This is a genomic window from Curtobacterium sp. MCLR17_042 (genome assembly GCF_003234695.1).
GTDB classification, from domain to species: Bacteria; Actinomycetota; Actinomycetes; order Actinomycetales; family Microbacteriaceae; genus Curtobacterium; species Curtobacterium flaccumfaciens.
In genome coordinates this window covers 108036-127321 of sequence record NZ_QKTD01000011.1, presented here as the reverse complement: position 1 = coordinate 127321, position 19286 = coordinate 108036, and the positions used below count along the sequence as shown (strand labels likewise).

Annotated in this window: 25 protein-coding genes; 14 read left to right on the top strand and 11 right to left on the bottom strand. The window is 68.2% G+C overall.

What is annotated here, in order from left to right; all coding sequences use genetic code 11:
- Nucleotides 1-151 precede the first annotated feature (151 nt).
- From DEJ02_RS12320 to DEJ02_RS12285, 9 genes are all read left to right on the top strand, one after another.
- Nucleotides 152-370 carry a hypothetical protein gene (locus DEJ02_RS12320; protein ID WP_111033275.1) on the top strand — a complete coding sequence of 73 codons (219 nt, stop codon included), beginning with the start codon at nt 152-154 and terminating at the stop codon, nt 368-370.
- Nucleotides 363-779 (top strand): hypothetical protein, encoded by a 417-nt coding sequence (locus DEJ02_RS12315; RefSeq protein WP_111033274.1) that lies wholly within the window; start codon nt 363-365, stop codon nt 777-779. Before DEJ02_RS12320 ends, DEJ02_RS12315 begins: the two co-directional genes overlap by 8 nt.
- A 7-nt stretch (nt 780-786) precedes the next feature.
- Nucleotides 787-1191, top strand: a complete 405-nt coding sequence (locus DEJ02_RS12310) for a helix-turn-helix domain-containing protein (RefSeq protein ID WP_111033273.1) — start codon at nt 787-789, stop codon at nt 1189-1191.
- Nucleotides 1188-1733 carry a hypothetical protein gene (locus tag DEJ02_RS12305; protein WP_111033272.1) on the top strand — a complete coding sequence of 182 codons (546 nt, stop codon included), beginning with the start codon at nt 1188-1190 and terminating at the stop codon, nt 1731-1733. Before DEJ02_RS12310 ends, DEJ02_RS12305 begins: the two co-directional genes overlap by 4 nt.
- Nucleotides 1734-1826: 93 nt before the next feature.
- Nucleotides 1827-2069 (top strand): hypothetical protein, encoded by a 243-nt coding sequence (locus DEJ02_RS18490; protein ID WP_181440348.1) that lies wholly within the window; start codon nt 1827-1829, stop codon nt 2067-2069.
- Nucleotides 2070-2175: 106 nt separating this feature from the next.
- The gene (locus DEJ02_RS12300) at nt 2176-4917 is read left to right on the top strand and encodes a phage tail tape measure protein (protein WP_181440347.1); all 2742 of its coding nucleotides are present in this window, start codon (nt 2176-2178) and stop codon (nt 4915-4917) included.
- Between the two features lie 42 nt (nt 4918-4959).
- Complete coding sequence (locus DEJ02_RS12295; protein WP_111033270.1) at nt 4960-6342, top strand: SGNH/GDSL hydrolase family protein; 1383 nt, start codon at nt 4960-4962, stop codon at nt 6340-6342.
- Between the two features lie 158 nt (nt 6343-6500).
- Entirely contained in the window at nt 6501-7634 is a 1134-nt protein-coding gene (locus tag DEJ02_RS12290; RefSeq protein WP_111033269.1) for an acyltransferase, read from the top strand.
- A 62-nt stretch (nt 7635-7696) separates the two neighbouring features.
- Nucleotides 7697-8260, top strand: a complete 564-nt coding sequence (locus tag DEJ02_RS12285; protein WP_111033268.1) for a hypothetical protein — start codon at nt 7697-7699, stop codon at nt 8258-8260.
- A gap of 337 nt (nt 8261-8597) precedes the next feature.
- Here DEJ02_RS12285 and DEJ02_RS12280 read toward each other — a convergent pair whose 3' ends face one another.
- From DEJ02_RS12280 to DEJ02_RS12245, 8 genes are all read right to left on the bottom strand, one after another.
- Nucleotides 8598-9215 (bottom strand): hypothetical protein, encoded by a 618-nt coding sequence (locus DEJ02_RS12280; RefSeq protein WP_146249280.1) that lies wholly within the window; start codon nt 9213-9215, stop codon nt 8598-8600.
- Entirely contained in the window at nt 9199-9453 is a 255-nt protein-coding gene (locus DEJ02_RS12275) for a hypothetical protein (RefSeq protein WP_111033266.1), read from the bottom strand. The genes DEJ02_RS12280 and DEJ02_RS12275 overlap by 17 nt, the downstream gene beginning before the upstream one ends.
- A 112-nt stretch (nt 9454-9565) precedes the next feature.
- The gene (locus tag DEJ02_RS18485; RefSeq protein ID WP_181440346.1) at nt 9566-9838 is read right to left on the bottom strand and encodes a hypothetical protein; all 273 of its coding nucleotides are present in this window, start codon (nt 9836-9838) and stop codon (nt 9566-9568) included.
- Nucleotides 9839-9880: 42 nt separating this feature from the next.
- Nucleotides 9881-10177, bottom strand: coding sequence for a hypothetical protein (locus DEJ02_RS12265; RefSeq protein WP_111033264.1), 297 nt, complete (start codon nt 10175-10177; stop codon nt 9881-9883).
- A gap of 166 nt (nt 10178-10343) precedes the next feature.
- Nucleotides 10344-10628 carry a helix-turn-helix domain-containing protein gene (locus tag DEJ02_RS12260; RefSeq protein ID WP_111033263.1) on the bottom strand — a complete coding sequence of 95 codons (285 nt, stop codon included), beginning with the start codon at nt 10626-10628 and terminating at the stop codon, nt 10344-10346.
- Nucleotides 10615-10845 (bottom strand): helix-turn-helix domain-containing protein, encoded by a 231-nt coding sequence (locus DEJ02_RS12255; RefSeq protein ID WP_111033262.1) that lies wholly within the window; start codon nt 10843-10845, stop codon nt 10615-10617. Before DEJ02_RS12255 ends, DEJ02_RS12260 begins: the two co-directional genes overlap by 14 nt.
- Nucleotides 10846-10959: 114 nt before the next feature.
- Nucleotides 10960-11226: a helix-turn-helix domain-containing protein gene (locus tag DEJ02_RS12250; RefSeq protein ID WP_111033261.1), complete on the bottom strand. Its 267-nt coding sequence runs from the start codon at nt 11224-11226 to the stop codon at nt 10960-10962.
- 106 nt (nt 11227-11332) lie between these two features.
- Entirely contained in the window at nt 11333-11590 is a 258-nt protein-coding gene (locus DEJ02_RS12245; protein WP_111033260.1) for a hypothetical protein, read from the bottom strand.
- Between the two features lie 197 nt (nt 11591-11787).
- Here DEJ02_RS12245 and DEJ02_RS12240 point away from each other — a divergent pair, with 197 nt between their 5' ends.
- On the top strand, nt 11788-12177 hold the full coding sequence (locus DEJ02_RS12240; protein ID WP_111033259.1) for a DUF2510 domain-containing protein: 390 nt from the start codon (nt 11788-11790) through the stop codon (nt 12175-12177).
- Nucleotides 12178-12343: 166 nt separating this feature from the next.
- Here the strand turns inward: DEJ02_RS12240 and DEJ02_RS12235 are convergent, their stop codons facing one another.
- Nucleotides 12344-12631 carry a hypothetical protein gene (locus DEJ02_RS12235; protein WP_146249279.1) on the bottom strand — a complete coding sequence of 96 codons (288 nt, stop codon included), beginning with the start codon at nt 12629-12631 and terminating at the stop codon, nt 12344-12346.
- 272 nt (nt 12632-12903) lie between these two features.
- Nucleotides 12904-13515, bottom strand: coding sequence for an HD domain-containing protein (locus tag DEJ02_RS12230; RefSeq protein ID WP_111033257.1), 612 nt, complete (start codon nt 13513-13515; stop codon nt 12904-12906).
- A 139-nt stretch (nt 13516-13654) separates the two neighbouring features.
- Between DEJ02_RS12230 and DEJ02_RS12225 the strand changes: the two genes are divergently transcribed.
- Both DEJ02_RS12225 and DEJ02_RS12220 read left to right on the top strand, forming a co-directional pair.
- Nucleotides 13655-14464 (top strand): hypothetical protein, encoded by an 810-nt coding sequence (locus DEJ02_RS12225; protein WP_111033256.1) that lies wholly within the window; start codon nt 13655-13657, stop codon nt 14462-14464.
- Nucleotides 14461-16332, top strand: coding sequence for an amidase family protein (locus tag DEJ02_RS12220; protein ID WP_111033255.1), 1872 nt, complete (start codon nt 14461-14463; stop codon nt 16330-16332). Before DEJ02_RS12225 ends, DEJ02_RS12220 begins: the two co-directional genes overlap by 4 nt.
- An 84-nt stretch (nt 16333-16416) precedes the next feature.
- Here the strand turns inward: DEJ02_RS12220 and DEJ02_RS12215 are convergent, their stop codons facing one another.
- On the bottom strand, nt 16417-17193 hold the full coding sequence (locus DEJ02_RS12215; protein ID WP_111033254.1) for an isocitrate lyase/phosphoenolpyruvate mutase family protein: 777 nt from the start codon (nt 17191-17193) through the stop codon (nt 16417-16419).
- 112 nt (nt 17194-17305) lie between these two features.
- On the opposite strand from DEJ02_RS12215, the gene DEJ02_RS12210 reads away from it, so the two are divergent.
- Both DEJ02_RS12210 and DEJ02_RS12200 read left to right on the top strand, forming a co-directional pair.
- Nucleotides 17306-18493 carry a MalY/PatB family protein gene (locus DEJ02_RS12210; protein ID WP_258378727.1) on the top strand — a complete coding sequence of 396 codons (1188 nt, stop codon included), beginning with the start codon at nt 17306-17308 and terminating at the stop codon, nt 18491-18493.
- A 393-nt stretch (nt 18494-18886) separates the two neighbouring features.
- Nucleotides 18887-19267, top strand: coding sequence for a hypothetical protein (locus DEJ02_RS12200; RefSeq protein WP_111033251.1), 381 nt, complete (start codon nt 18887-18889; stop codon nt 19265-19267).
- Nucleotides 19268-19286: the final 19 nt, after the last annotated feature.

The window sequence follows — 19286 nt, the reverse complement described above, 5'->3', positions numbered from 1 at the left end:
CGACTCCCGGGCACAGGACTGCCCGGCTCCCGGGCACGAACCAGGAGATGAACCACTACATGAACCACTACATCAACCGGAAGTGAAGTCGAGACGGTCACCTTCGATCCGATGTCTCGCCTCGTCCGCTCCACCGAACAGGAAGAACCCCATGGCACAGCAGCAGTCCGCATCGACGAAGTGGCGTGAACGCGCGCTCAGAGCTGAGGAAGAACGAGACGCCGCTCAGGAGAAGTACGAAGGCCTCCTCGACCAGCTGACCATCGACCTCGCCGACGTGCTCACCGAGCGTGGACGCATGGAAGGCCCCGTCATGCAGCAGTGGCTCTCCGACCGCGGCCTGGTTCCCGAGGAGGACACCGATGAGTGACAACGAGAACGACGACCTGATCCGCGCCACCATCGATCTCGCTCGAGTCGTCGGCGCAAGCAGGGGAGTGTTCATCGAACGCGACGGCGTCCCGATCGGCGTCACCGACATCGGCACCGTCGGGGTCCCAGCCTTCATCCTCGCCCTCCGCGCCGCCGCACACGCCACCAGCTCCGAAGCCCTCACCCGAGAGGTCTCCGAAGCACTCGCGCAGCTCGACGCCGAACACGACACCGCAGAAGTCGTCCACATCCTCTTCGGCAGCATCGTCGTCCTCGCACGCAGCTACCTCGCGCCGGCGTACGAACGACTCGACGCCGCCGGCGATGACCTCAGCGACGCCACAAGTCGACAGTGGGCGATGCTGCGCCGCGCGCTCGCCGAAGACGACCCCAAGCCGACCAGCTGAGCACCGCATGCCACGGCAGCCCCAGAACCTCGTCGTCGGCGCGCACGGGCCCGAGGTCACCGTCACCGGCAGAGTCGCCGCCTACCTGCTCCGGCACGCCGGCCTCGACGCCTACCGACGCCAGCACCGCGGCGAAGACCCCGAGGTCGACAACACTCTCGTAGCGCTCACCGTGGTCGCACTCACCTGGCGCGGTTCCGCTACCGGAACGCGAGAGGCCGCGACCCCGGAACTCGATCACACTGCGGAATGGATGAGCACCCGACAAGCAGCCGAAGCCCTCGGGCTCTCGGACCGCGGCATCCGGAAAGCAATCCAGGAACACCGGCTGCATGCCGTACGCGTGGGACACGCCTGGCGCGTCGACCGCGAACAACTCGCCCACTACACCGAACGAACGGACAAGACATGATCTCTGCAGAACTCGAAGCAGAAGTGCAAGGGCTGCGCGCACGCGCCGCCGACATCCAGGACAGCTACAGCCGAGAGCGGAAAGACATCGACTCGGACATCAGCCTGTCCGAAGCCGGCAAGCAGGCCGCCTGGGACGAGGCTGAAGCCGAAGCCCGATCGTCGGCGAAGGCGCTCCGCGAGAAGGAGATCACCCTGGTCAAGAACCGCATCCGCAGCTTGCAGACCCAGCTCGACGCGAAGATCGGCTACGGCGCGACCGACATCATCGCGTTCCGCGACGCGCAGGACCGCGCCGATCGCGTCGCGGACAAGGAGACAGCAGCCCGCCTCATGGGCCAGGCGCTCCGCAACAACGACCGAACCATGGCTCACGCGCTGTTCCGCAAGGCATCCGAGAGCGGCTGGAGCGAGGCCGCCCAACAGTTCGCGGCCGAGAACCCTGACTCCGCTGCAGCCGCGAAGGAGATCGAGAGCCTCGAGAAGCTCCTCAGCTCGGGCAGCTTCCAGCGGACGCTGTCCTACATGATCGCCCGCTACTGACCCCACCCGGGGGTCCCCCCACTGGACGCCTGGAAGTACCACAGGGGATAGGCGTCGTCTCTCCCCGGCTCGAAAAAACGAAAGGAGGAAGCCGTGCCCAGGGCGCAGAAAGTGAAGCTCGCCCCCGCCGTTGAAGGCAGCAGACGCCAGGTGCTCGAGGCACTGCGACGCCGCATCGCCGAGGAGATCGACTCCGGCACTGTCGCGTCCCACGCTCTCGCTCGCCTCATCGCTGAGCTCTCTCGGATCGACGCCGAGCTCCGGACACCGATCGTGGACGACGTCAACGACGAGGAAGACGTCGAGGACGGAGAGTTCGACTACAGCGCCATCTGACGAAGGCATCCGCCCCTTCGTTCTGTCTGCCAACCGAAGTAGAATTGGACCAGCCCCTCCGGGGTTACGGCGGACCTACTTTCTCCTATCCAGAAGTGAGATCCGCTTGCCCAACCGCACAGTCAAGACGTCCCTCGTCGCAGAAGTCTCCGGCTACATCTCCGGCTTCGACCAGGCCGCGAAGAAGACCCGCGAGCTCGGGTCCGAGACCGAGAAGCTGGGTCAGAAGCGCGAGGCCATCGAGGGTCTTGGCCGTGCGTCGCTCGCGTTCGGTGCGGTCGCCGCGGCCGCGGTAGGGCTCGCCGTCGCGAAGTACGCCGAGTTCGATGCCGCGATGTCGTCGGTGCAGGCGGCAACGCATGCCTCCGTGACGGAGATGAACCAGCTTCGCGACGCGGCGATCGACGCCGGCGCGACCACGGTGTTCACCGCCACGCAGGCCGCGAACGGCATCGAGGAGCTCTCCAAGGCCGGTGTCAGCACCGCCGACATCCTCAACGGTGGACTCTCCGGCGCACTCGACTTGGCCTCCGCCGGCGAGCTCGAGGTCGCCGACGCTGCGCAGATCGCCGCGACGGCGATGACGCAGTTCAACGAGAAGGGGTCCGAGGTTCCGCACATCGCGGACCTTCTCTCCGCCGGTGCCGGCAAGGCGCAGGGCAGCGTGAAGGACCTCGCGCAGGCACTCAACCAGGGTGGCCTCGTCGCGTCGCAGGCGGGGTTCTCCATCGAGGAGACCACAGGCACCCTCGCCGCGTTCGCGTCCGCGGGCCTCCTCGGCTCCGACGCAGGCACGTCGCTGAAGACCGCGATCATCGCGCTGCAGAACCCGTCCGACAAGGCGCGCGGGATCATGAAGCAGTACGGCATCGACGTGTACGACTCGTCGGGCAAGATGCTCTCGTTCGGTGGCATCGCCGCGCAGCTCGAGGACAAGCTCGGCACCCTCTCCGACGAGCAGCGCAACGCGGCCCTCGCCACGATCTTCGGCAACGACGCTGTGCGTGCCGCGAACGTCCTCTACAGCGAGGGCGCGTCCGGCATCGCCGAGTGGACCGGCAAGGTCAACGACAACGGGTACGCCGCGGAGACCGCCCGCCTGAAGCTCGACAACCTCAAGGGTGACGTCGAGAAGCTCGGTGGCGCGTTCGACACGGCACTGATCCAGTCCGGGTCCGCGGCGAACGGCAGCCTCCGCTCCATCGTCCAGACCGCCACGTTCCTCGTCGACGGCATCAACGCGCTCCCGCAGCCCGTCCTCGCCGCTGGCGTCGCCGTGACCGCCCTCGCCGCGGGTGTCGGCCTCGTCGGTGGCGGCGCGCTCATCGCTGTCCCGAAGATCGCAGCACTCAAGGTGCAGCTCGACACCATGGGCATCAGCTTCAAGACCGCTGCTCTCCGCAGCGCCGCCGCCGGCCTCGCGCTCGGCGGGGTGACGCTCGCGATCGGCTACCTGGTCGGCAAGCAGGCGAACCTGCAGGCGATGACGTCGGAGCTCACCGACACCCTCGACGACTCGACCGGTGCGCTCACGAAGTACAGCCGCGCCATGGTCGTCCGGAAGCTCGCTGAGGACGACACGTTCCAGGCGGCGAAGGAAGCCGGCGTCTCGCAGAAGCAGCTCACCGACGCGATCATCGAGGGTGGGGATGCCCTCGACAAGACCCTCGAGAAGTTCGGGAAGACGAACAGTGTCGGGCACGCCTTCGATGGCGTCGCATGGCGGTCGGTTGCCGCTCAGGGCAAGATCCGCGACCTCGCGAAGGCCGTCGACGACAGCCAGACGGCGTTCGATAACCAGGAGAAGGCCAACGGCGGAGCGGGCGTCACGGCGGCCACTGTCGCTGAGCAGTACCAGGCCGAGGCGGCGAACGTGTCGGACCTGTCGAACGAGCTCGAGCAGCTGATCGGCCAGATCAACGCCGCGAATGACGTCAACCAGGACGCCATCAGCGCGAACGCTTCGTACCAGGAAGCACTCGCTGGTCTCGGGGAGCAGGTCGCGGAGCAGCGGAAGAACACCGAGGGCTACACGACGTCGCTCGACGAGAACACCGCGATCGGTGCCAGCAACGCCGACATGCTGTCGAGCCTCGCGAACCGGGCCCAGGAGGCCGCGTCGAAGCAGTACGAGGTCGACAAGTCGACCATGGGTGCGAAGGACGCTGCCGACAAGTACGCGGGCACCCTCGCGGAGCAGCGGCGGAAGTTCATCGAGTCCGCGACCGCTGCAGGGTTCAACGCCGGCGAGGTGAAGAAGCTCGCCGACCGCGTGTTCCAGCTGCCTTCGGCGAAGGAGATCAAGCTCCTCGCCGACACTAAGCAGGCGCAGGTGGACCTGAACGCGTTCATCACCCGCAACGACGGCCGCGTCATCACCGTCCGCCAGCAGCTCATCACCGAAGCGATCAAGTCCGGTGCCGCGCCCGGAGCCGCGAAGGCGGCGTACAACGCCAACGGCACGGTCATGGACTTCTACGGCGACGGTGGTGTTGCCGAGAACCACGTGGCGCAGTTCGCGGCAGCCGGCACGATGCGCGTCTGGGCTGAGCCCGAGACCGGCGGGGAGGCGTACATCCCGCTCGCCGCGTCGAAGCGGACCCGGTCCCTCGCGATCTGGGAGGAGACCGGCCGCCGGCTGCAGGCGTTCGCGGACGGCGACGTGCGCGGCGGCACTCCGACGTACGTGCCCACTCCTCCGCAGATCGTCTACGCCCAGTCCCCGAGTTTTGCCGGCGGTGGCGGGACGACCGTCTTCGAGCCGCACTTCGAGTCCTCCGGCAACCAGCGCCAGGACTTCGATGACGCCTGGTTCCAGTTCAAGACCCGGATCACCGGCGGCCGCTGAACCGCCCCCCCCTTCACCACGACAGAAAGAACACGCAGACCCATGGGCACACCACTCCTCGCTTCCGTCGACTCGGACACCAAGCAGCTCCCCGGCGCGGTCCGGGACCGAATCGCCGCGAACCTCGCGGACCCCGCCACCCCAGAGGGCGGTGTCCTTGCTGACGCGGTCGCTCCATTCGTCGCTGCGGACCCGACGACCAAGCAGCTGCCCGACGTTGTTCGAGCACGGTCCGCCGCGAACCTAAGCGATCCCACCACCGTGGAAGGTGCAGCGCTCGACGGGCGCTTCGTGAAGACCGCAGCCCGCTCGGCGCGGCAGGCCGTGAAGCGCGCACTCACTTCCGGTCTGAGCCGGCGAGACGTTGCCCCGTTCGACTGGGTCTGCTGGGGCACCTCCATGACCGAGGGTGGCCCGGCGAACGGCGCGAACGAAGTGGCGTTGGGGCGGCAGGTGCGATGGTTGGATCGTCTGCAGCTGACCCTCCGCAGCCGGTTCCCGCTCATCGCACCAGTCGCTGGCGGCATCGGCTACGTCCCCGCCTTCTACCAGACCTTCTTTGTCGGCGGGAGCAGCGCGAACGGACGAGTCACGCCGGCTGGCGTCACCTACTCCGGCAACCTGATCGCCGTCGGCTCGGGCCTCGCATCCCGCTCGCTCGCACTCACCGCCACGTCCGACTGGATCCAGTTCACCTTCACCGGCGACTCCGTGGACGTCTTCGGTGGCACGCTCGCAACTGCCAGCACCACCGCAACGGTATCGGTGGACGGCGGTGCTGCTCAGCCGTGGGCGCTGCCGACGTCCGCGCGCAAGGCGACGAAGTTCTCGGTGACGGGCCTCTCAGCCGGAACCCACACCATCCGCATCACTGGCGGCTCGGCGGGCAACGTCGCGATCGACGGCATCATGCCCTACAACGGCGACCGGTCGAAGGGGATCCGTGTGTGGGACGCAGGCAAGGGGTCAGCGAAGATCGGCGACTACGGGTCCGACTCGACGTCGCTGATCTTCCAGTCGATGGGACTCATCCAGCCGCGGATGCTGACCATCGAGTTCGGGTTCAACGAGTACTTCGGCAACGTTGACCCGGCGCTGTTCCAGACGCAGCTGACGAACGCAGCCGCGTGGATGATCGCCCCGTGCACGGTGAAGCCGACGGTGCAGTTCATCGTCTTCCCCGAGCCGTCCATCACGGGATCGGCCCGCACCTACCCGTACCAGGCGTACGTGGACGCCGTGTACGCGGCTGCTGCAGCGACGCCGAACTCGTTCGTGACCGACCTCCGGGACGCACTCGAGCCCGGTGTGACGGCGGGCAGTGCTGGGCTCGGCATGTACTTCGACGGCGTGCACTTCAATGCGTACGGCCAGGCCGCCGTGGCTGACCTCATCCTCGAAGACGCGCTCGTGCGGATGGCGTGACGACCAGACAACCGGAACTCATCGGGCTCACTCCGGGAGCTCAAGGGGGTCATAACTCGCCTCGTGCCCCGCCCCCTTGACTAAGGGCGGGGCACTTTCGTCGTTCGCTGAGCCTGTACAGGCTGCTAGATTCAGCGCATCCGACGAGGGGACCACGGATGACGTCGTTGGACACCGAGCCGCACCGTGCTCGTCTCGATACTCTGACCGGGTTGCGGTTCTACGCGGCGTTCGCGGTCCTGCTCTGTCACGCGGTGCCGCGGTTCGCGCCACTGCCGGTGCTGTCTGAGCTGGCGGAGATCGGTGCCGTCGGCGTCGGGTTCTTCTTCGTGTTATCCGGCTTCATCCTCGCGTGGACGTGGCGTCCAGCTGACCGGAAGCGGGACTTCTGGGCGAAGCGGTTCGCCCGGATCTACCCGTTGCACCTGGTGACGCTCGTGGTGGCGGTGGTGCTCTCGGCTCTCGCCGGTTCGTTCAACTGGACAAGCGTCGTGCTGTCGGTTCCGCTGCTGCAGGCTTGGGGGCCGGAGTCGTGGAGGGCTGGCGGGAACGGCCCGAGCTGGTCGCTGTCGGTGGAGATGTTCTTCTACCTGCTGTTTCCGTTCCTCATCGCACCGCTGATGCGGATGACGCGACGGCAGCGTCTCGTGGTCGCACTGGTGGTCGTCGCCGTGATGGCGTTCTGGAACGTCGGCTACTTCGGCTTGACGCGGTTGGACGTCCCCAACGCGGCGATCGTGAGTTCATACACGAACCCGTTGTACAGGCTGGGCGAGTTCGTTCTGGGGATCCTTGTCGCCGCCGCGTTCCGCGAGGGATGGAGACCCCGCATCGGGCTCCGGGCTGCGCTGGCCGCGGCCGCTGGGTGGTACGCCCTCGTGGCTGCGGTGAACGCGCTTCTCGCGGACAGGGCGGGTCTCGCGACGCTGCCGTACGGTCTCCTCGATCTGGTCTTCTTGCCGGCTTCGCTGGTGTTGGTCGTCGGTGCGGCGTCTGCTGACTTAACCGGCGCACGGTTCGGTCTGCGGGGCCGAGCGCACGTTGCCCTCGGGGAGTGGTCGTTCGCGATGTACCTGCTGCAGATGCTCGTGATCACCGCCGTGATTCAGGTGGTGGGCGACGAAGTGCCACTTGTGGTCGGCGTCGCCCTCCTGGCCGGCGTGGTCGTACTCTGTGTGGCACTGTCAGGGCTGACATTCCGGTTCTTCGAGCGGCCAGTGGAACGGCGACTGCGCGGGGTGCTGCTGCCTGCGCATCCTGCGGCACTGCGAGAGGCCGTCGGCAGCGAGTAGTTCTGGCTAGCTCGAGGGGCGTTCGTCGATCGACACATGACGAATGCTTTAGAGTCCTGCTCATGCCCGGAGTCTTGGTCGAGTGCCCACAGCATGGCGTTGTCGAAGCCGTCGGCATTTCCCTCGGCCCGGGCGTGAGCGGTGTCACGGTCAGGAACAGCGGCTTGCGGTGCTCCAAGTGCGGCCGACTCAGTAAGACAGTCGATGGCGTGTACGACGTCGATGACAGCGGAAACCTGACCATCAGGATTACGCCTGCTCAGCTGCGCCGTCTTCAGACCGCATTCGTGTGGGCGCAGCAGCGCGCCGAAGAGGCAGAGACCGATGCTCAAGCGGAGCTTGCCGCGGAGAAAGTGCACCGCACGCTCGAACGTCAGGCTCCTGAACTTGCAGGGGTGCTCGATCGCCTGTCATCCAAACGGGCAACGGCTGTGCGTGACTGGATCATGGTCGTACTGACGATCTTGACGTTCATCGCGAGCACGCAGTCGCACACCGTCGACGAGGCGACGGTCCGCAACATTATCCAGGAGGTGTGGGAGCAGAGTGCCGAGCACGATGCCACGTCCACCACATCGCCAACCCCGCCCAAAGAAGAACTACCGCCGCAGCGACCCGAAGGATAAGGAGCGGCGCGAAGACGCAGACGGCGGCAGCGAGTAGCGCAGTGGGGGCGTTGTCCCACCAATTCGCTCGTCCTGTCATGGCGACATTCTACCGTTTTCACGCTTCTGCGATCGAGAGGATCGCACCCCGTCACGCCAAATCCACGCGCAGTCAGCCGCCTGCGAGAACCCCAACTCGACGAGTGCGGCCCGCTCTGTGTGCGCGACGGCGCGCGCCTCAACCTGGAAGATGCGGTCGGGGAACTGCGCCCAGGCGAATCGGTGGCGGGCGGCCGTCAGGCCTAGCGAAGGGCCCCAGCGGCTCCCTCAGGAGGCCACTGGGGCCCTTCACTGCGAGCTACGCGAAAACGAGCTCACGCTCGATCGATGCCGTCGTGGACCCTACGCGCTCAGACAGTCGCGCAAAGAGACTTGCTACCGTCGACTGGCCGTCCAGCCCGACGTCGGACAGAGGGATGGCATGGGTGTCTCGCGGTGCACCGCGCACGATTCCTGTGTAGCTAATGCTGTCTTCCTCGGGCAGCTGCACAGCGATCGTGGCTGGCTGCGAGTCATCTAGAGACGCAGTGACGTCGGCGATTCGATCAGTGGGCAGGGCCACCACGATCACGGTGTCTCCCAAGTCGTCCTCGGTCGTATACGCCCGGAGACCACCATCGGAGGCGATGTGTTCCATGACGTCGGAGGCGATGTCGACGCGCTCGTGCGCTGCGTAATCGCCCTTCACCCGAACAGCGAACACTCGATCATCGACTTCAATCACGTGCTGCTCGTACTCGTACAGAGAGCCGTGCGGGTCCATTCCTGCCTCGACGGCGATCGTGAACAGATCGTCGGAGAGTTCCTGCATCGTTGCAGCACCAGCGACGAGTCCCGGCAACTGCGGGCTAGTCGCTGACCATCCGAACTGGCCGTAGTCGGTTAGAACAGCGTGCACCTCATCGACCTTGGACAAGTGCTCTCGCCTCCTCTTTCTCCAGCAGAACCTGCTTGAGCAGTACGTTACGCACCTCGATGTGGGAAAGTTCCCGCTTCGAGTCGTGGAAGGCCCAGCGCAGACGCTGACGGCCATCGCAGCTGAGCCACTCGTGGCTCCCGGTTGTCCCGCCCGGTTCGGTGCGGTATCCCAGGGAGAACAGCAAGCCCTTCAGCTTGGAGGGCGACATCGACGGAAACTTCCAGCCGTCGCCCACTCGTGACCCCCAGTTACTCCGTCGGTTCCAGGCCGGGAGCGACTGTGAAAGATGCAGCGCAAGCCCGCCATTTGGCTCGCTGACCTGATCCTTGCATGGCGGAGGTTCCGAGTCAAAGTCCGTTCGCTTTGGGCGCGCTTGGCGTGACTGCATCGCGCCAAACCCACGCACAGTCCGCGGCCTGAGAGAACCCCCACTCGACGAGCACCGCACGCTCCGTGTACGCGATGACGCGGGCCTCGACCTTGAGGGAGCGGTCCGGGAAGGTCACCCAGGCGAGGACAGGGTCGGGCTCTGCGAGGTCGTAGACGGGGCCGCCGTAGGCCACCTCAGGCAAGCTAAGCGCCGGGCCGAGCGCCCACCTGTCACGACGTCGCCTGGCCACCCGGAGACGGTAGCGGGGAACCTCCGACACCAAGCTGCGCGGCTACCAGGTCCGGAAGGAGCCGTCCGAGATGAGGTCACGGGTGCGCTGCGTGAGCTGGTCGACAAAACCCGGGCTCGGCAACTCCAGTTCGTCGTCAGGCGCGCTCTCCACGAGAACCGGAATCCCGGGACCGAGGACGATCGAGGTGACCGTCTGCGAGCCCGTGAGGTCCACGGTCGGTACGTTGAGCACGTCACTCGCGCGTGCTTGGGCGAGCACGGCGGCATAGTGCACCAAGGCGTGCGCGACGTCGTCGCTCGCGATGACGGAGGTCAACCCGTAGACAATGTGCTTCACCGCGATCCTTCCGTTCCTGGTGGTGCCAGATGGCTCCCCGCGTCTCTGACGCTAGCGGCCGTCGATCGCGATCCGTCTCGTCCGGGCGCGATCTGGACAGGTAGTTCTGGCGTTTGAATCCTCGTCAGTGAGAACTCGGGTAGCGGTGGGTGCCCTCCGACACCGGTTAGGGGCGTCCACTCCGAAGCCACGCGGCGTACCCGATCGCGTCCTCCTTGTCGATGAGGTACTTGCTCCCTCTCGGCTGCGAAGCCCCCAGCCGTCCGCTCCGGATGTCGTTGCGAACGTACTGCGCGGACATGCCCGTCGCGGCCGCGAGGTCGGCGACGCTGTACAACAACTTCCGATCGTCGACTGCCGGCCTGGACGGCGGGGCAGTGGCTACACGCTCGACCTCCTCGCGCACGATCCGCCGGATGATGTGCTCGAGGTCACCGTCAAGAACGCTCATCAAGGTCCCGCATGAACGAGCTCGGGTGTCGTCCGATGAGCACCGCGATGTGCACGAGCTCGGTGAAGGTGATGTGCCGTTCCCCGCGGAGCTTCCGGTACAAGCTCGGCACCGACATGCCGGCCCGGGGAGCCGCCTCCTCGACCGACATGTTGGCCTCACGTAGCGCAGCGCGCAGCCTCTTCGCCACCAGGCGGTTTGAGTCGTCAACGTCCATGCCGTGCAGCCTGGCCTCGTGCTGTTCTCCGTTTGGGTCAGACCTTCGATCAGGTTGCCAGCTTCGGCGATCGCCGAAGCCCGGCGGAGGGCCCCGGCGTGTCCGCAGCGATCATCAGGAACGAATCTGCCCCCGCCGATCTTCCTCGCGCAGGCGGCGTAGCGAGCGGTCCGAGATCCCCCAAGCGTTCACGCTAGATGGCAACCGGTCGACTGTGTGCTCGCGGACGTAGGTCTCGACGGCTTCTCTCGGGAACAGGTACTGCCTGCCCGCGCGGATGTGGCCGACCTGCTTCGCGTGCGCCATCCGGCGGAGCTTCTCCGGCGTCACTTTCAAGTACTCGGCCGCCTGCTCGAGCGTGTTCACGTCTTCGAGATCCATGCCTCCAAGCGTTCCTTGCGGCCGCCGCCGCCGTCTAGTGACAACACGCCGCGACTGTATGACCGAACGGTGTTCAGCGTGCCCGGTCGGTCCGTCGCCACCGCCGTTACTCGCGCGTGTACCGCTCGAGCAGGACAGGAATCGCTTTCTTGTGCTCGCCTTCGTAGTCCACCTGGACGGATACCGGCACACCCGGCGCGATGAGCAAGTAGGTCACGACCTTCCGCCCGTCGTCCGCCCAGTCGACGATGGGGAGCCACTCGACGCGACCCAGGCGCTGTGCCGTCCCGGCGACCTGCATCATCACCTCGGCATACATGTCCTCGATCTCGTAGCGGCGGCCGTCGTACTGGATGAAGCCCATGGGCGCACGCTAGTCCGAGTCCGCAGCGAGTCCGCGAAAGCCCCACCTCGGGGCATGCTCCTGCAACATGGCACCACCCCTCGATCCCTGCGTTTCCGGGCTTCACAACACGCCACACAACCGTACGATTGCCTGACGCGAGTTCCGCTTCAACAACTGACCTGCCGGCGTGGTTCGTCGTGCGCCAGGATGAGGGCATGACGAATGCACAGGCAGGGTGGTACGACGACGGCTCCGGCACCATGCGGTGGTGGGACGGTTCCGCGTGGACGGAGCAGGTGCAGCAGCAGGCGCCCGCGGCGTCGGGTGTCGGTGGAGTGATCGGCCGGATCCAGGCCGAGGCTGCTTCGGGTGGTCAGCCGCGTCCGACACAGAACGGCATGAGCTACGTCGTGCTGCAGGTGGTGCTCAAGGAGAAGTTCTTCGGAACGGGTTCGGGTAACCTCACCGAGCTCGAGAAGGCGATCAACGCGCAGGCTGCGCTCGGGTACCGGCTGCACACGATCACGACGGCTTCCTCGGGGAGCACGGGCTTCGGCGGCGGAGACCGAGTGCAGGCCACGATGGTCTTCGAGCGCCTGAACTGAGTCGATGCCACGAACGGTGCGAGGTTCCGTGAACGGTGCGACGACCGCCGCCTCGCACGATTCACGGAACCTCGCACGAAGCCCGCAGTGACCCACGCTGCCCCGGGAACGACGAAGCGCCGCCGAGCAGGTGCTCGGCGGCGCTTCGTGGTGGTGCTGGTGGGACCTAGGCCGCGAGGGCCATCTCGCCCGCCTGCACGGACTGTGCCTGCAGCAGGGTTCGGCTGGCCTCGCCCGCCCAGGAGCGGCCCGGGACGGTCCAGCCGGCCTCGCCGACGGCGTCGAGCCGGGTGCCCCGGGTGACGAAGGTCCCCAGGTCGTCGGCTGCGATGCGGACGAGGTACTCGCGCTGCGAGCGGTCGTCGCGCACCGGGAACTCGGCGATGCGGTCGGGGGTGATCGTCGGGGCCGCGAGTGCGGTCCCGAACACGGTCATTCGTTCGTTGCTGGTCATGGTGCTGTACTTCCTGGTCATTCGGCGCCAGGGCGACTCGGTGTCGGCGGACGTCTCAGTCCAGCGCGACGCATCGAGTGCGGGGCGCGCACGTCGAGTTTCAACGTGCAGCTCGTCCGTTCGGATCGAGCGGTGTCTCGAGTGGAATGCGACTCGGGTGAGTCGGTGTCGAGAGGTTGGTGTGCGCGAGTCAGATGGGTTCGCTGCAGTGCACCAACCAGAGACTATACGCCCACCCCGCCGAGAAGTCCAGCGAGCGACCGGACCGAGCGTCAGGACGCCAGGAAGGCCGCCCAGCGGTCCCCGCCGGCGGCCACGTTGCCCGAGCCGTCGAGGCGAGCGGCCGCGGACGACGGCTTGCGCGAAGCCTGCTCGTGGATCAGCCCGTCGAACGACGCCGAGAAGTCCAGACGGGGCAGCGCGGCCGTGACGTCCCGCAGGTCGTCCGACGACCACCTGTCGAAGCCCACGCCGGAGACGTCGAGCGAGGTCGCCACCTCGAGCAGGTGCCCCTCGGCGTCGAGCTCCGGGTCGACGGACCGCCACATGTGCCGCTCGATGATCTCCCCGACCCGACGGGCTCGCACGGCGTCCCACCCGGCACCGAGCGCGAAGACCGAACCGACCGCGCCGCCGGCGTCCTCGAAGGGCACCCGGTGGGCGTCGAACGACGGGGTCACGCCGAGGTCGTGGAGCATCGTCGCGACGAAGAGCAGCTCGGGGTCCGGTTCGAGGTCGACCGTCGGGGCGAGCAGGACGGCCCAGGCCCACGAGCGCAGGCAGTGGTTGACGAGGGCCGGTTCGGACCATGCCCGCACGACGTCCAGTGCGCGCGCAGCCACGGGGGAGGGTGGGGTGAGCAGGGCTTCGACATCGACCGACATGGCACGACAGTAGCGGCAGGAACGAGCCGTAACGGGGCGGAAACGTGCCGGGCCAGAACCGGAAACAGCGCCCCGTTAGCTTTCGGTTCACTGAGTACCCGCTCAGCACCCCTCCACCCCACCCGAAGGAACTGCGCCCATGCAGCACCGACCACGGCTGCGCCCACGCGCGACGATCGTCTCCTCGACGCTCGTCGCCGCCGGGGCGTTCGGCCTCGCCGTCCTGACGGCCGCTCCGGCCCAGGCAGCGCCCACCGCGACCACCGCCACCATCGACGCCCCGGCCACCGTGACCGTCGGCACGGCGTTCGACGTCGACCTGACGATCCCGGACACCGCCGACGTCTACGCGTACGAGATCACGCTCGAGGCCGACTCGGTGGAGTACCGGGACGACAGCGTCACCGGCCCGGACGGCGGCTTCGACACTGTCGAGCAGGACGCCGACGCCCTGACGATCGTGCACACCCGCCTCGGCACCTCGCCGGCACTCGACGGCGACCTGACCACCTCGATCTCGCTGACCCCGACCGCGGTCGGCAGCGTCGACCTCGACGTCACGGGCATCACCCTCGTCGGCTCCGACGGCACGTCGACGACCCTCGACGACCCGGCGAGCACCACCGTCGTGGTCGCCGCGGCCGCGACCACCGCCCCGACGGCCACCCCGACACCGGGTGCGACCACGCAGCCCGGCGCCGGTGGCGGCACGGGTGGCCCCAGCGCCCCCGGTGACCCGACTGCCCCGGGCACCGACCCGACCAGCAGCGCCACCGCCGTGGCGGCAGCCGGCGGGGACGACCGTCCGACCGGAGGCGACCTCGCCTGGACCGGCGCCGACGTCGCGCCGTGGATCGCCGCGTCCATCGCCCTGCTCGCAGCCGGCGGCACCCTGATCACCTTGCGGGCCCGCCGTGCCCGCCGCGACCGCACCGGAGCCTCCGCATGACCGCCACGAAGCAGGCCGCCACGAAGCGGGCCTCCAGCAAGAAGCGCACCACCGTCGCCGGCGCATCGCTCATCGCCCTCGTCGGCACCGTCCTCGCCGCGACCCCCGCGATCACGGCCGCCGCAGCACCCGCAGCCGTCGATGCCAGCCCCGCCGCCATGCTCGCGCCGTACTACACGGACCTCGACCTGACCGGCGACGACCAGGTGACGAAGGCCGACCTCGCCGTGCTCACCGACCACCTCGGTGCGACGACCGCGAGCACCGACTGGGCGACGGTCAGCGCCGCGGACACCGACGCCGACGGCACCATCACCGTCGCGGACCTGGCCGGGTTGTCCCAGCGGATGATCTACGACGACGGCCCCTTCCAGCTCGTCGAGGCATCGACCATCGACATGCAGGCCGCGATGAACGCCGGGGTCACCACGTCGGTCGCGATCACGCAGGACTACCTCGACCGCATCGCCGCGTACGACCGCACGAAGGTCGACACCGCGTCGACCGGGCGCGCGCTCAACTCGATCGTCACCACCAACGCCGACGCCCTGGCCGCCGCGAAGACCGCGGACGCCGAGCGCGCCGAGCACGGGATGACGAGCATGCTGCTCGGCGTGCCGATCGCGGTGAAGGACAACTACGACACGAAGGACATGCCGACCACCGGTGGCTGCGGCTGCTGGGACGACAACCAGACCGACACCGACGCCGCCATGGTCACCGGTCTGCGCGACGCCGGCGCCGTGATCCTGGCGAAGGCCAGCCTCGACGAGTTCGCCTTCGGCTTCGTCTCCGAGTTCTCGTCGAACCAGCCCGCCGGCTCGTCGCTCCTGGTCGCCAGCCCGTACAACACGGCGCAGACGGCCGGTGGCTCGAGCGGCGGCACCGGTGCGGCGATCTCCGCGAACCTCGCGGGGATCGGCTTCGGCACCGACACCGGCGGCTCGATCCGCGTGCCGTCGACGTACAACCAGCTCGTCGGCATCCGGCCCACGGTCGGCCTGACCAGCCGTGACGGGATCATCCCGCTCGCCCTGTCGCAGGACACCGGCGGCCCGATCACGCGCTCGGTCACCGACGCGGCGGTCGCGCTCGACGCCGTCACCGGCGTGGACGCGGCGGACCCGGCGACGAGTGCGCAGGCCGGCAAGGTGCCGACGTCGTACACGTCATCGCTCGACGCCGACTCCCTGCAGGGCGCCCGCATCGGCTACGTGACGAGCATGGTCGGGACGAACGCCACGACGAAGCGCCTGTTCGACGCCTCCGTCGCGAAGCTCGAGGCCGCCGGTGCCACCGTCGTCCCGATCACCGCGACGACGGCCTTCAACCGGGTCCTGTCCGAGGGCAGCGGCAGCACGAACGAGTTCAAGCACGACCTGGACGAGTACGTCGCGAAGCACCTCGACCCCGACGTCACCGCGCGTTCCCTGCAGGGCATCCTGGCCTCGGGTGAGTACGTGCCGAGCCGCAAGAGCACCTACCAGTCGCGCGACCTGATCACCGACACGCAGTACCAGGCGTGGGCCGGACCGACGGGGTCGCACACGACACAGCTCGCCACCGGCAAGCAGCTCGTGACGCAGATGCTCGACGACCAGGACCTCGACGCGCTCGTCTACCCGTCGGGCACGCCGTACGGCACGCAGTCGACGAACATGCGCCTCAGCCCGAACACCGGCATGCCGGCGATCACCGTCCCGATGGGCCAGGCGACCGCTGCCGACAACACCATCACCGGTGCCGGCGTGAACGTGGAGTTCCTCGGCCGCTCCTTCGACGAGAGCACGGTCATCGGCCTCGGCTACGCCTTCGAGCAGGAGACGCACGCGCGCACCACGCCCGCGCTGTACCCGGTGCTCGGCTGAGCTGAGCGGGTCGCGTGACGTGACCACAGGACGGACGGGAGGCCCGTGGCGACACCGCCACGGGCCTCCCGTCCGTCTGCTCCGTCAGTTCAGGGTCGGGGTGTCCTCCGGCACGACGCCGTCGGCGTACAGGTCGGTCGCCAGGTCGCGGAGCGCGCGCAGCGCGACCCGCTGCGTGAGCGGACCGTAGGAGATGCGGGCGACGCCGAGCGCCTCGTACTCGGCGGCGGGCAGGGCGCCGGGCAGGCCGATGACCGAGAGCTTGCCTCGGCCCAGACCGGCCACGAGTCGCTCGACCACCGAACGCTCGACCGCACCGGGCACGAAGACCAGGGCGGCGCCGTTGTCCAGGAACGCCTTGCCACGGGCGATCGCGTCCTCGATGCTCTCGTCGATCGGGCGCTCGCCGCCTCGCACGATCGCGTCGGTGCGGGCGTTCAGCTGGAAGCCGACGCCCTCGGCCTGCGCCGCTGCGGTGATCGCGGCGACGCGGGCGACCGCCTCGTCGAAGGGACGCAGCCGGTCCTCGACGTTGGCGCCCGCGATGCCGGAGCCGATGGCACGGCGGATCGTCTCGGCGGGATCCTCGTAGCCGTCGTCCAGGTCGGCGGTGACCGGCAGGTCCGTGGCTGCGGCGACGATCGCGGCTCCGGACAGTGCGAGGTCGAGGGGCATCCCGCCGTCCTCGTACCCGTACGACGCGGCGATCGAGTGCCCGGCGGTGGCGATCGCCTTCGTGCCGGGCAGGTCGCTGACGACCTTCGCGGTGATCGCGTCCCACACGTTCACCACGCGCAGGATCTCGGGGGCTTCGTGCAGCTGCTTCAGGGTGACGGCCTTGTCGGCGGTGCTCGTGCTCATGCTGCCGACAGTAGGCCGACGGGGCGGCCCCCGGCCGCAAGCCCAGCCGAAGACGACGTGGGATGACGTCGGGAGTCGCGCCGGGCCTCCAGGCAGGGGCATGCTGGGACGCATGGCGAGCGACGAGCAGGACCCGGTCGGCACGCTCCGCGGGGTCCGGACGAGCATCAAGTGGACGCGGTACGCGCCCGACGTGCTGCCCCTGTTCGTCGCCGAGATGGACCACGACGTCGCGCCGGCGATCCGGCAGGCCCTGATCGAACGGGTCTCGCAGTCCGACCTCGGGTACCTCGACGGCCCCGGTCCGCTCGCTCCCGCGTTCGCGCAGTTCGCGCTGGACCGCTGGGGCTGGGAGATCGATCCGTCGCGCATCCACCTGGCCACCGACGTCAGCGTCGGGATCGTCGAGTCGCTCCGGCTCGCGCTGCCCGACGGCGGCCGAGTCGCGATCACGCCGCCGGTGTACCCGCCGTTCTTCGAGCTCGTCGAAGAGGCCCGATGTCAGGTCGAGGAGGTCCCGCTGCTCGAGCAGTGGGGGCAGTACCGGCTCGACCTCGAGGGCCTCGAGCGGGCGTTCGCCGGCGGGGCCGGCGTCTTCCTGCTCTGCAACCCGCACAACCCGGTCGGGCTCGTGCACGACCGGGCCGACCTCGTCGCGATCGCCGAACTCGCTGCGAAGTACGACGTCCTCGTCATCAGCGACGAGATCCACGCACCCCTGACCCACCCCGGCGTGCAGTTCACCCCGTTCGCCGCCGTCGCCGAGCCGCTCGGTGCACGCAGCGTGTGCGTGACCTCGGCGAGCAAGGGGTGGAACCTCGCCGGTGTGAAGTGCTCGGTCATCGTCGCCGGCGATCCCCGGACCGCCGCGCTCCTCGACACCCTGTGGGAGGAGGTCGCCTGCCGCACGAGCATCCTCGGGCTGCACGCGAACCTGGCGGCGTTCACCCTGGCGACGGACTGGCTCGACGACGTCGTGGCACGCATCGTGGCGAACGACCGACTGCTCGCCAAACTCCTCGCCGAGCACCTGCCCGGGGTCGTCTACACGCGGCCGCGCGCCGGGTACCTGGCGTGGCTCGACTTCCGCGGCATCGGCCTCGGCGACGACCCCGCGGTGCCGCTGCGTGAGAACGCGTACGTCGCGCTCAACTCCGGGCTGGGGTTCGGGTCCGAGGGGCGCGGGTTCGTCCGGCTCAACCTGGCGTGCTCACCGGAGACCCTGCGCGAGGCCGTGTTCCGGATCGCCTCGGCGTACCCGTCGAGCGCGCAGGAGGGGCTGGTCTGGCACGTCGCCTGACCTGCGCCTGACTGACGCGTGCCGGGAGGCTCGTCCTCCACAACTCGCCGTTGCTGAAATCTGTCCACAGATCACGTTGGGTGTCCTGGATCGTGCTCCTCGGACCGCAACGGTCGGTGCATGCCCTTCTCCGACACCACGCGTCTACTTCGGGTAGACAATCTTGCCCAATCCCGATTGGACCCGTAGCGTGAAGCGCGCGGAACTCTTGGACCGGCTTGCGCGATTGGCCGAGCAGCGAGGGGTGACGTTCGTGTTCGACCGCCACGGCGGGCGCCACGACGTCTTCCGCTTCGGGGAGAGTGCCGTGGCGGTTCCACGCCACCGTGAGGTCCGGGAACGGACTGCGCTGTCCATCATCCGAGACTGTCAACGACGGGGAGAAGGCCGGGAATGAGCCGACACACGGTGCGCGCGGAGCGCGACGGGAAGTACTGGGTGATCTGGATCGACGGCGTCATCCGGACGCAGGCGAAGCGCGAACGAGAGATCGAGCTGATGGCCCGTGACTGGCTCTCGCTGATGAACGACGACCGCGATCCGGAGTCCTTCGAACTCGTCGTCGAGGTGGCGATGCCCGAAGCGGCGCAGGCGCACCTGGACCGTGCGGTCGCGCTCCGCGAGGAGTCCGAGCGCGCACGCATCGAGGCAGCCAAGGAGACGGCCGCCGCGGCGTTGGTCCTGCACGAGTCCGGGCTCACGGTGCGTGAGATCGGACCGCTGCTCCACGTCTCGCACCAGCGAGCACAACAGCTCGTCGCCGCGGCTCGCTGACCGCCCGGGTCATCGCGCT

Coding starts and splice junctions, on each gene's coding strand:
- DEJ02_RS12320 (WP_111033275.1), top strand. CDS start 152: ATGGCACAGCAGCAGTCCGCATCGACGAAGTGGCGTGAACGCGCGCTC.
- DEJ02_RS12315 (WP_111033274.1), top strand. CDS start 363: ATGAGTGACAACGAGAACGACGACCTGATCCGCGCCACCATCGATCTC.
- DEJ02_RS12310 (WP_111033273.1), top strand. CDS start 787: ATGCCACGGCAGCCCCAGAACCTCGTCGTCGGCGCGCACGGGCCCGAG.
- DEJ02_RS12305 (WP_111033272.1), top strand. CDS start 1,188: ATGATCTCTGCAGAACTCGAAGCAGAAGTGCAAGGGCTGCGCGCACGC.
- DEJ02_RS12295 (WP_111033270.1), top strand. CDS start 4,960: ATGGGCACACCACTCCTCGCTTCCGTCGACTCGGACACCAAGCAGCTC.
- DEJ02_RS12290 (WP_111033269.1), top strand. CDS start 6,501: ATGACGTCGTTGGACACCGAGCCGCACCGTGCTCGTCTCGATACTCTG.
- DEJ02_RS12285 (WP_111033268.1), top strand. CDS start 7,697: ATGCCCGGAGTCTTGGTCGAGTGCCCACAGCATGGCGTTGTCGAAGCC.
- DEJ02_RS12260 (WP_111033263.1), bottom strand. CDS start 10,628: ATGAGCGTTCTTGACGGTGACCTCGAGCACATCATCCGGCGGATCGTG.
- DEJ02_RS12255 (WP_111033262.1), bottom strand. CDS start 10,845: ATGGACGTTGACGACTCAAACCGCCTGGTGGCGAAGAGGCTGCGCGCT.
- DEJ02_RS12250 (WP_111033261.1), bottom strand. CDS start 11,226: ATGGATCTCGAAGACGTGAACACGCTCGAGCAGGCGGCCGAGTACTTG.
- DEJ02_RS12245 (WP_111033260.1), bottom strand. CDS start 11,590: ATGGGCTTCATCCAGTACGACGGCCGCCGCTACGAGATCGAGGACATG.
- DEJ02_RS12240 (WP_111033259.1), top strand. CDS start 11,788: ATGACGAATGCACAGGCAGGGTGGTACGACGACGGCTCCGGCACCATG.
- DEJ02_RS12235 (WP_146249279.1), bottom strand. CDS start 12,631: ATGACCAGCAACGAACGAATGACCGTGTTCGGGACCGCACTCGCGGCC.
- DEJ02_RS12230 (WP_111033257.1), bottom strand. CDS start 13,515: ATGTCGGTCGATGTCGAAGCCCTGCTCACCCCACCCTCCCCCGTGGCT.
- DEJ02_RS12225 (WP_111033256.1), top strand. CDS start 13,655: ATGCAGCACCGACCACGGCTGCGCCCACGCGCGACGATCGTCTCCTCG.
- DEJ02_RS12220 (WP_111033255.1), top strand. CDS start 14,461: ATGACCGCCACGAAGCAGGCCGCCACGAAGCGGGCCTCCAGCAAGAAG.
- DEJ02_RS12215 (WP_111033254.1), bottom strand. CDS start 17,193: ATGAGCACGAGCACCGCCGACAAGGCCGTCACCCTGAAGCAGCTGCAC.
- DEJ02_RS12210 (WP_258378727.1), top strand. CDS start 17,306: ATGGCGAGCGACGAGCAGGACCCGGTCGGCACGCTCCGCGGGGTCCGG.
- DEJ02_RS12200 (WP_111033251.1), top strand. CDS start 18,887: ATGAGCCGACACACGGTGCGCGCGGAGCGCGACGGGAAGTACTGGGTG.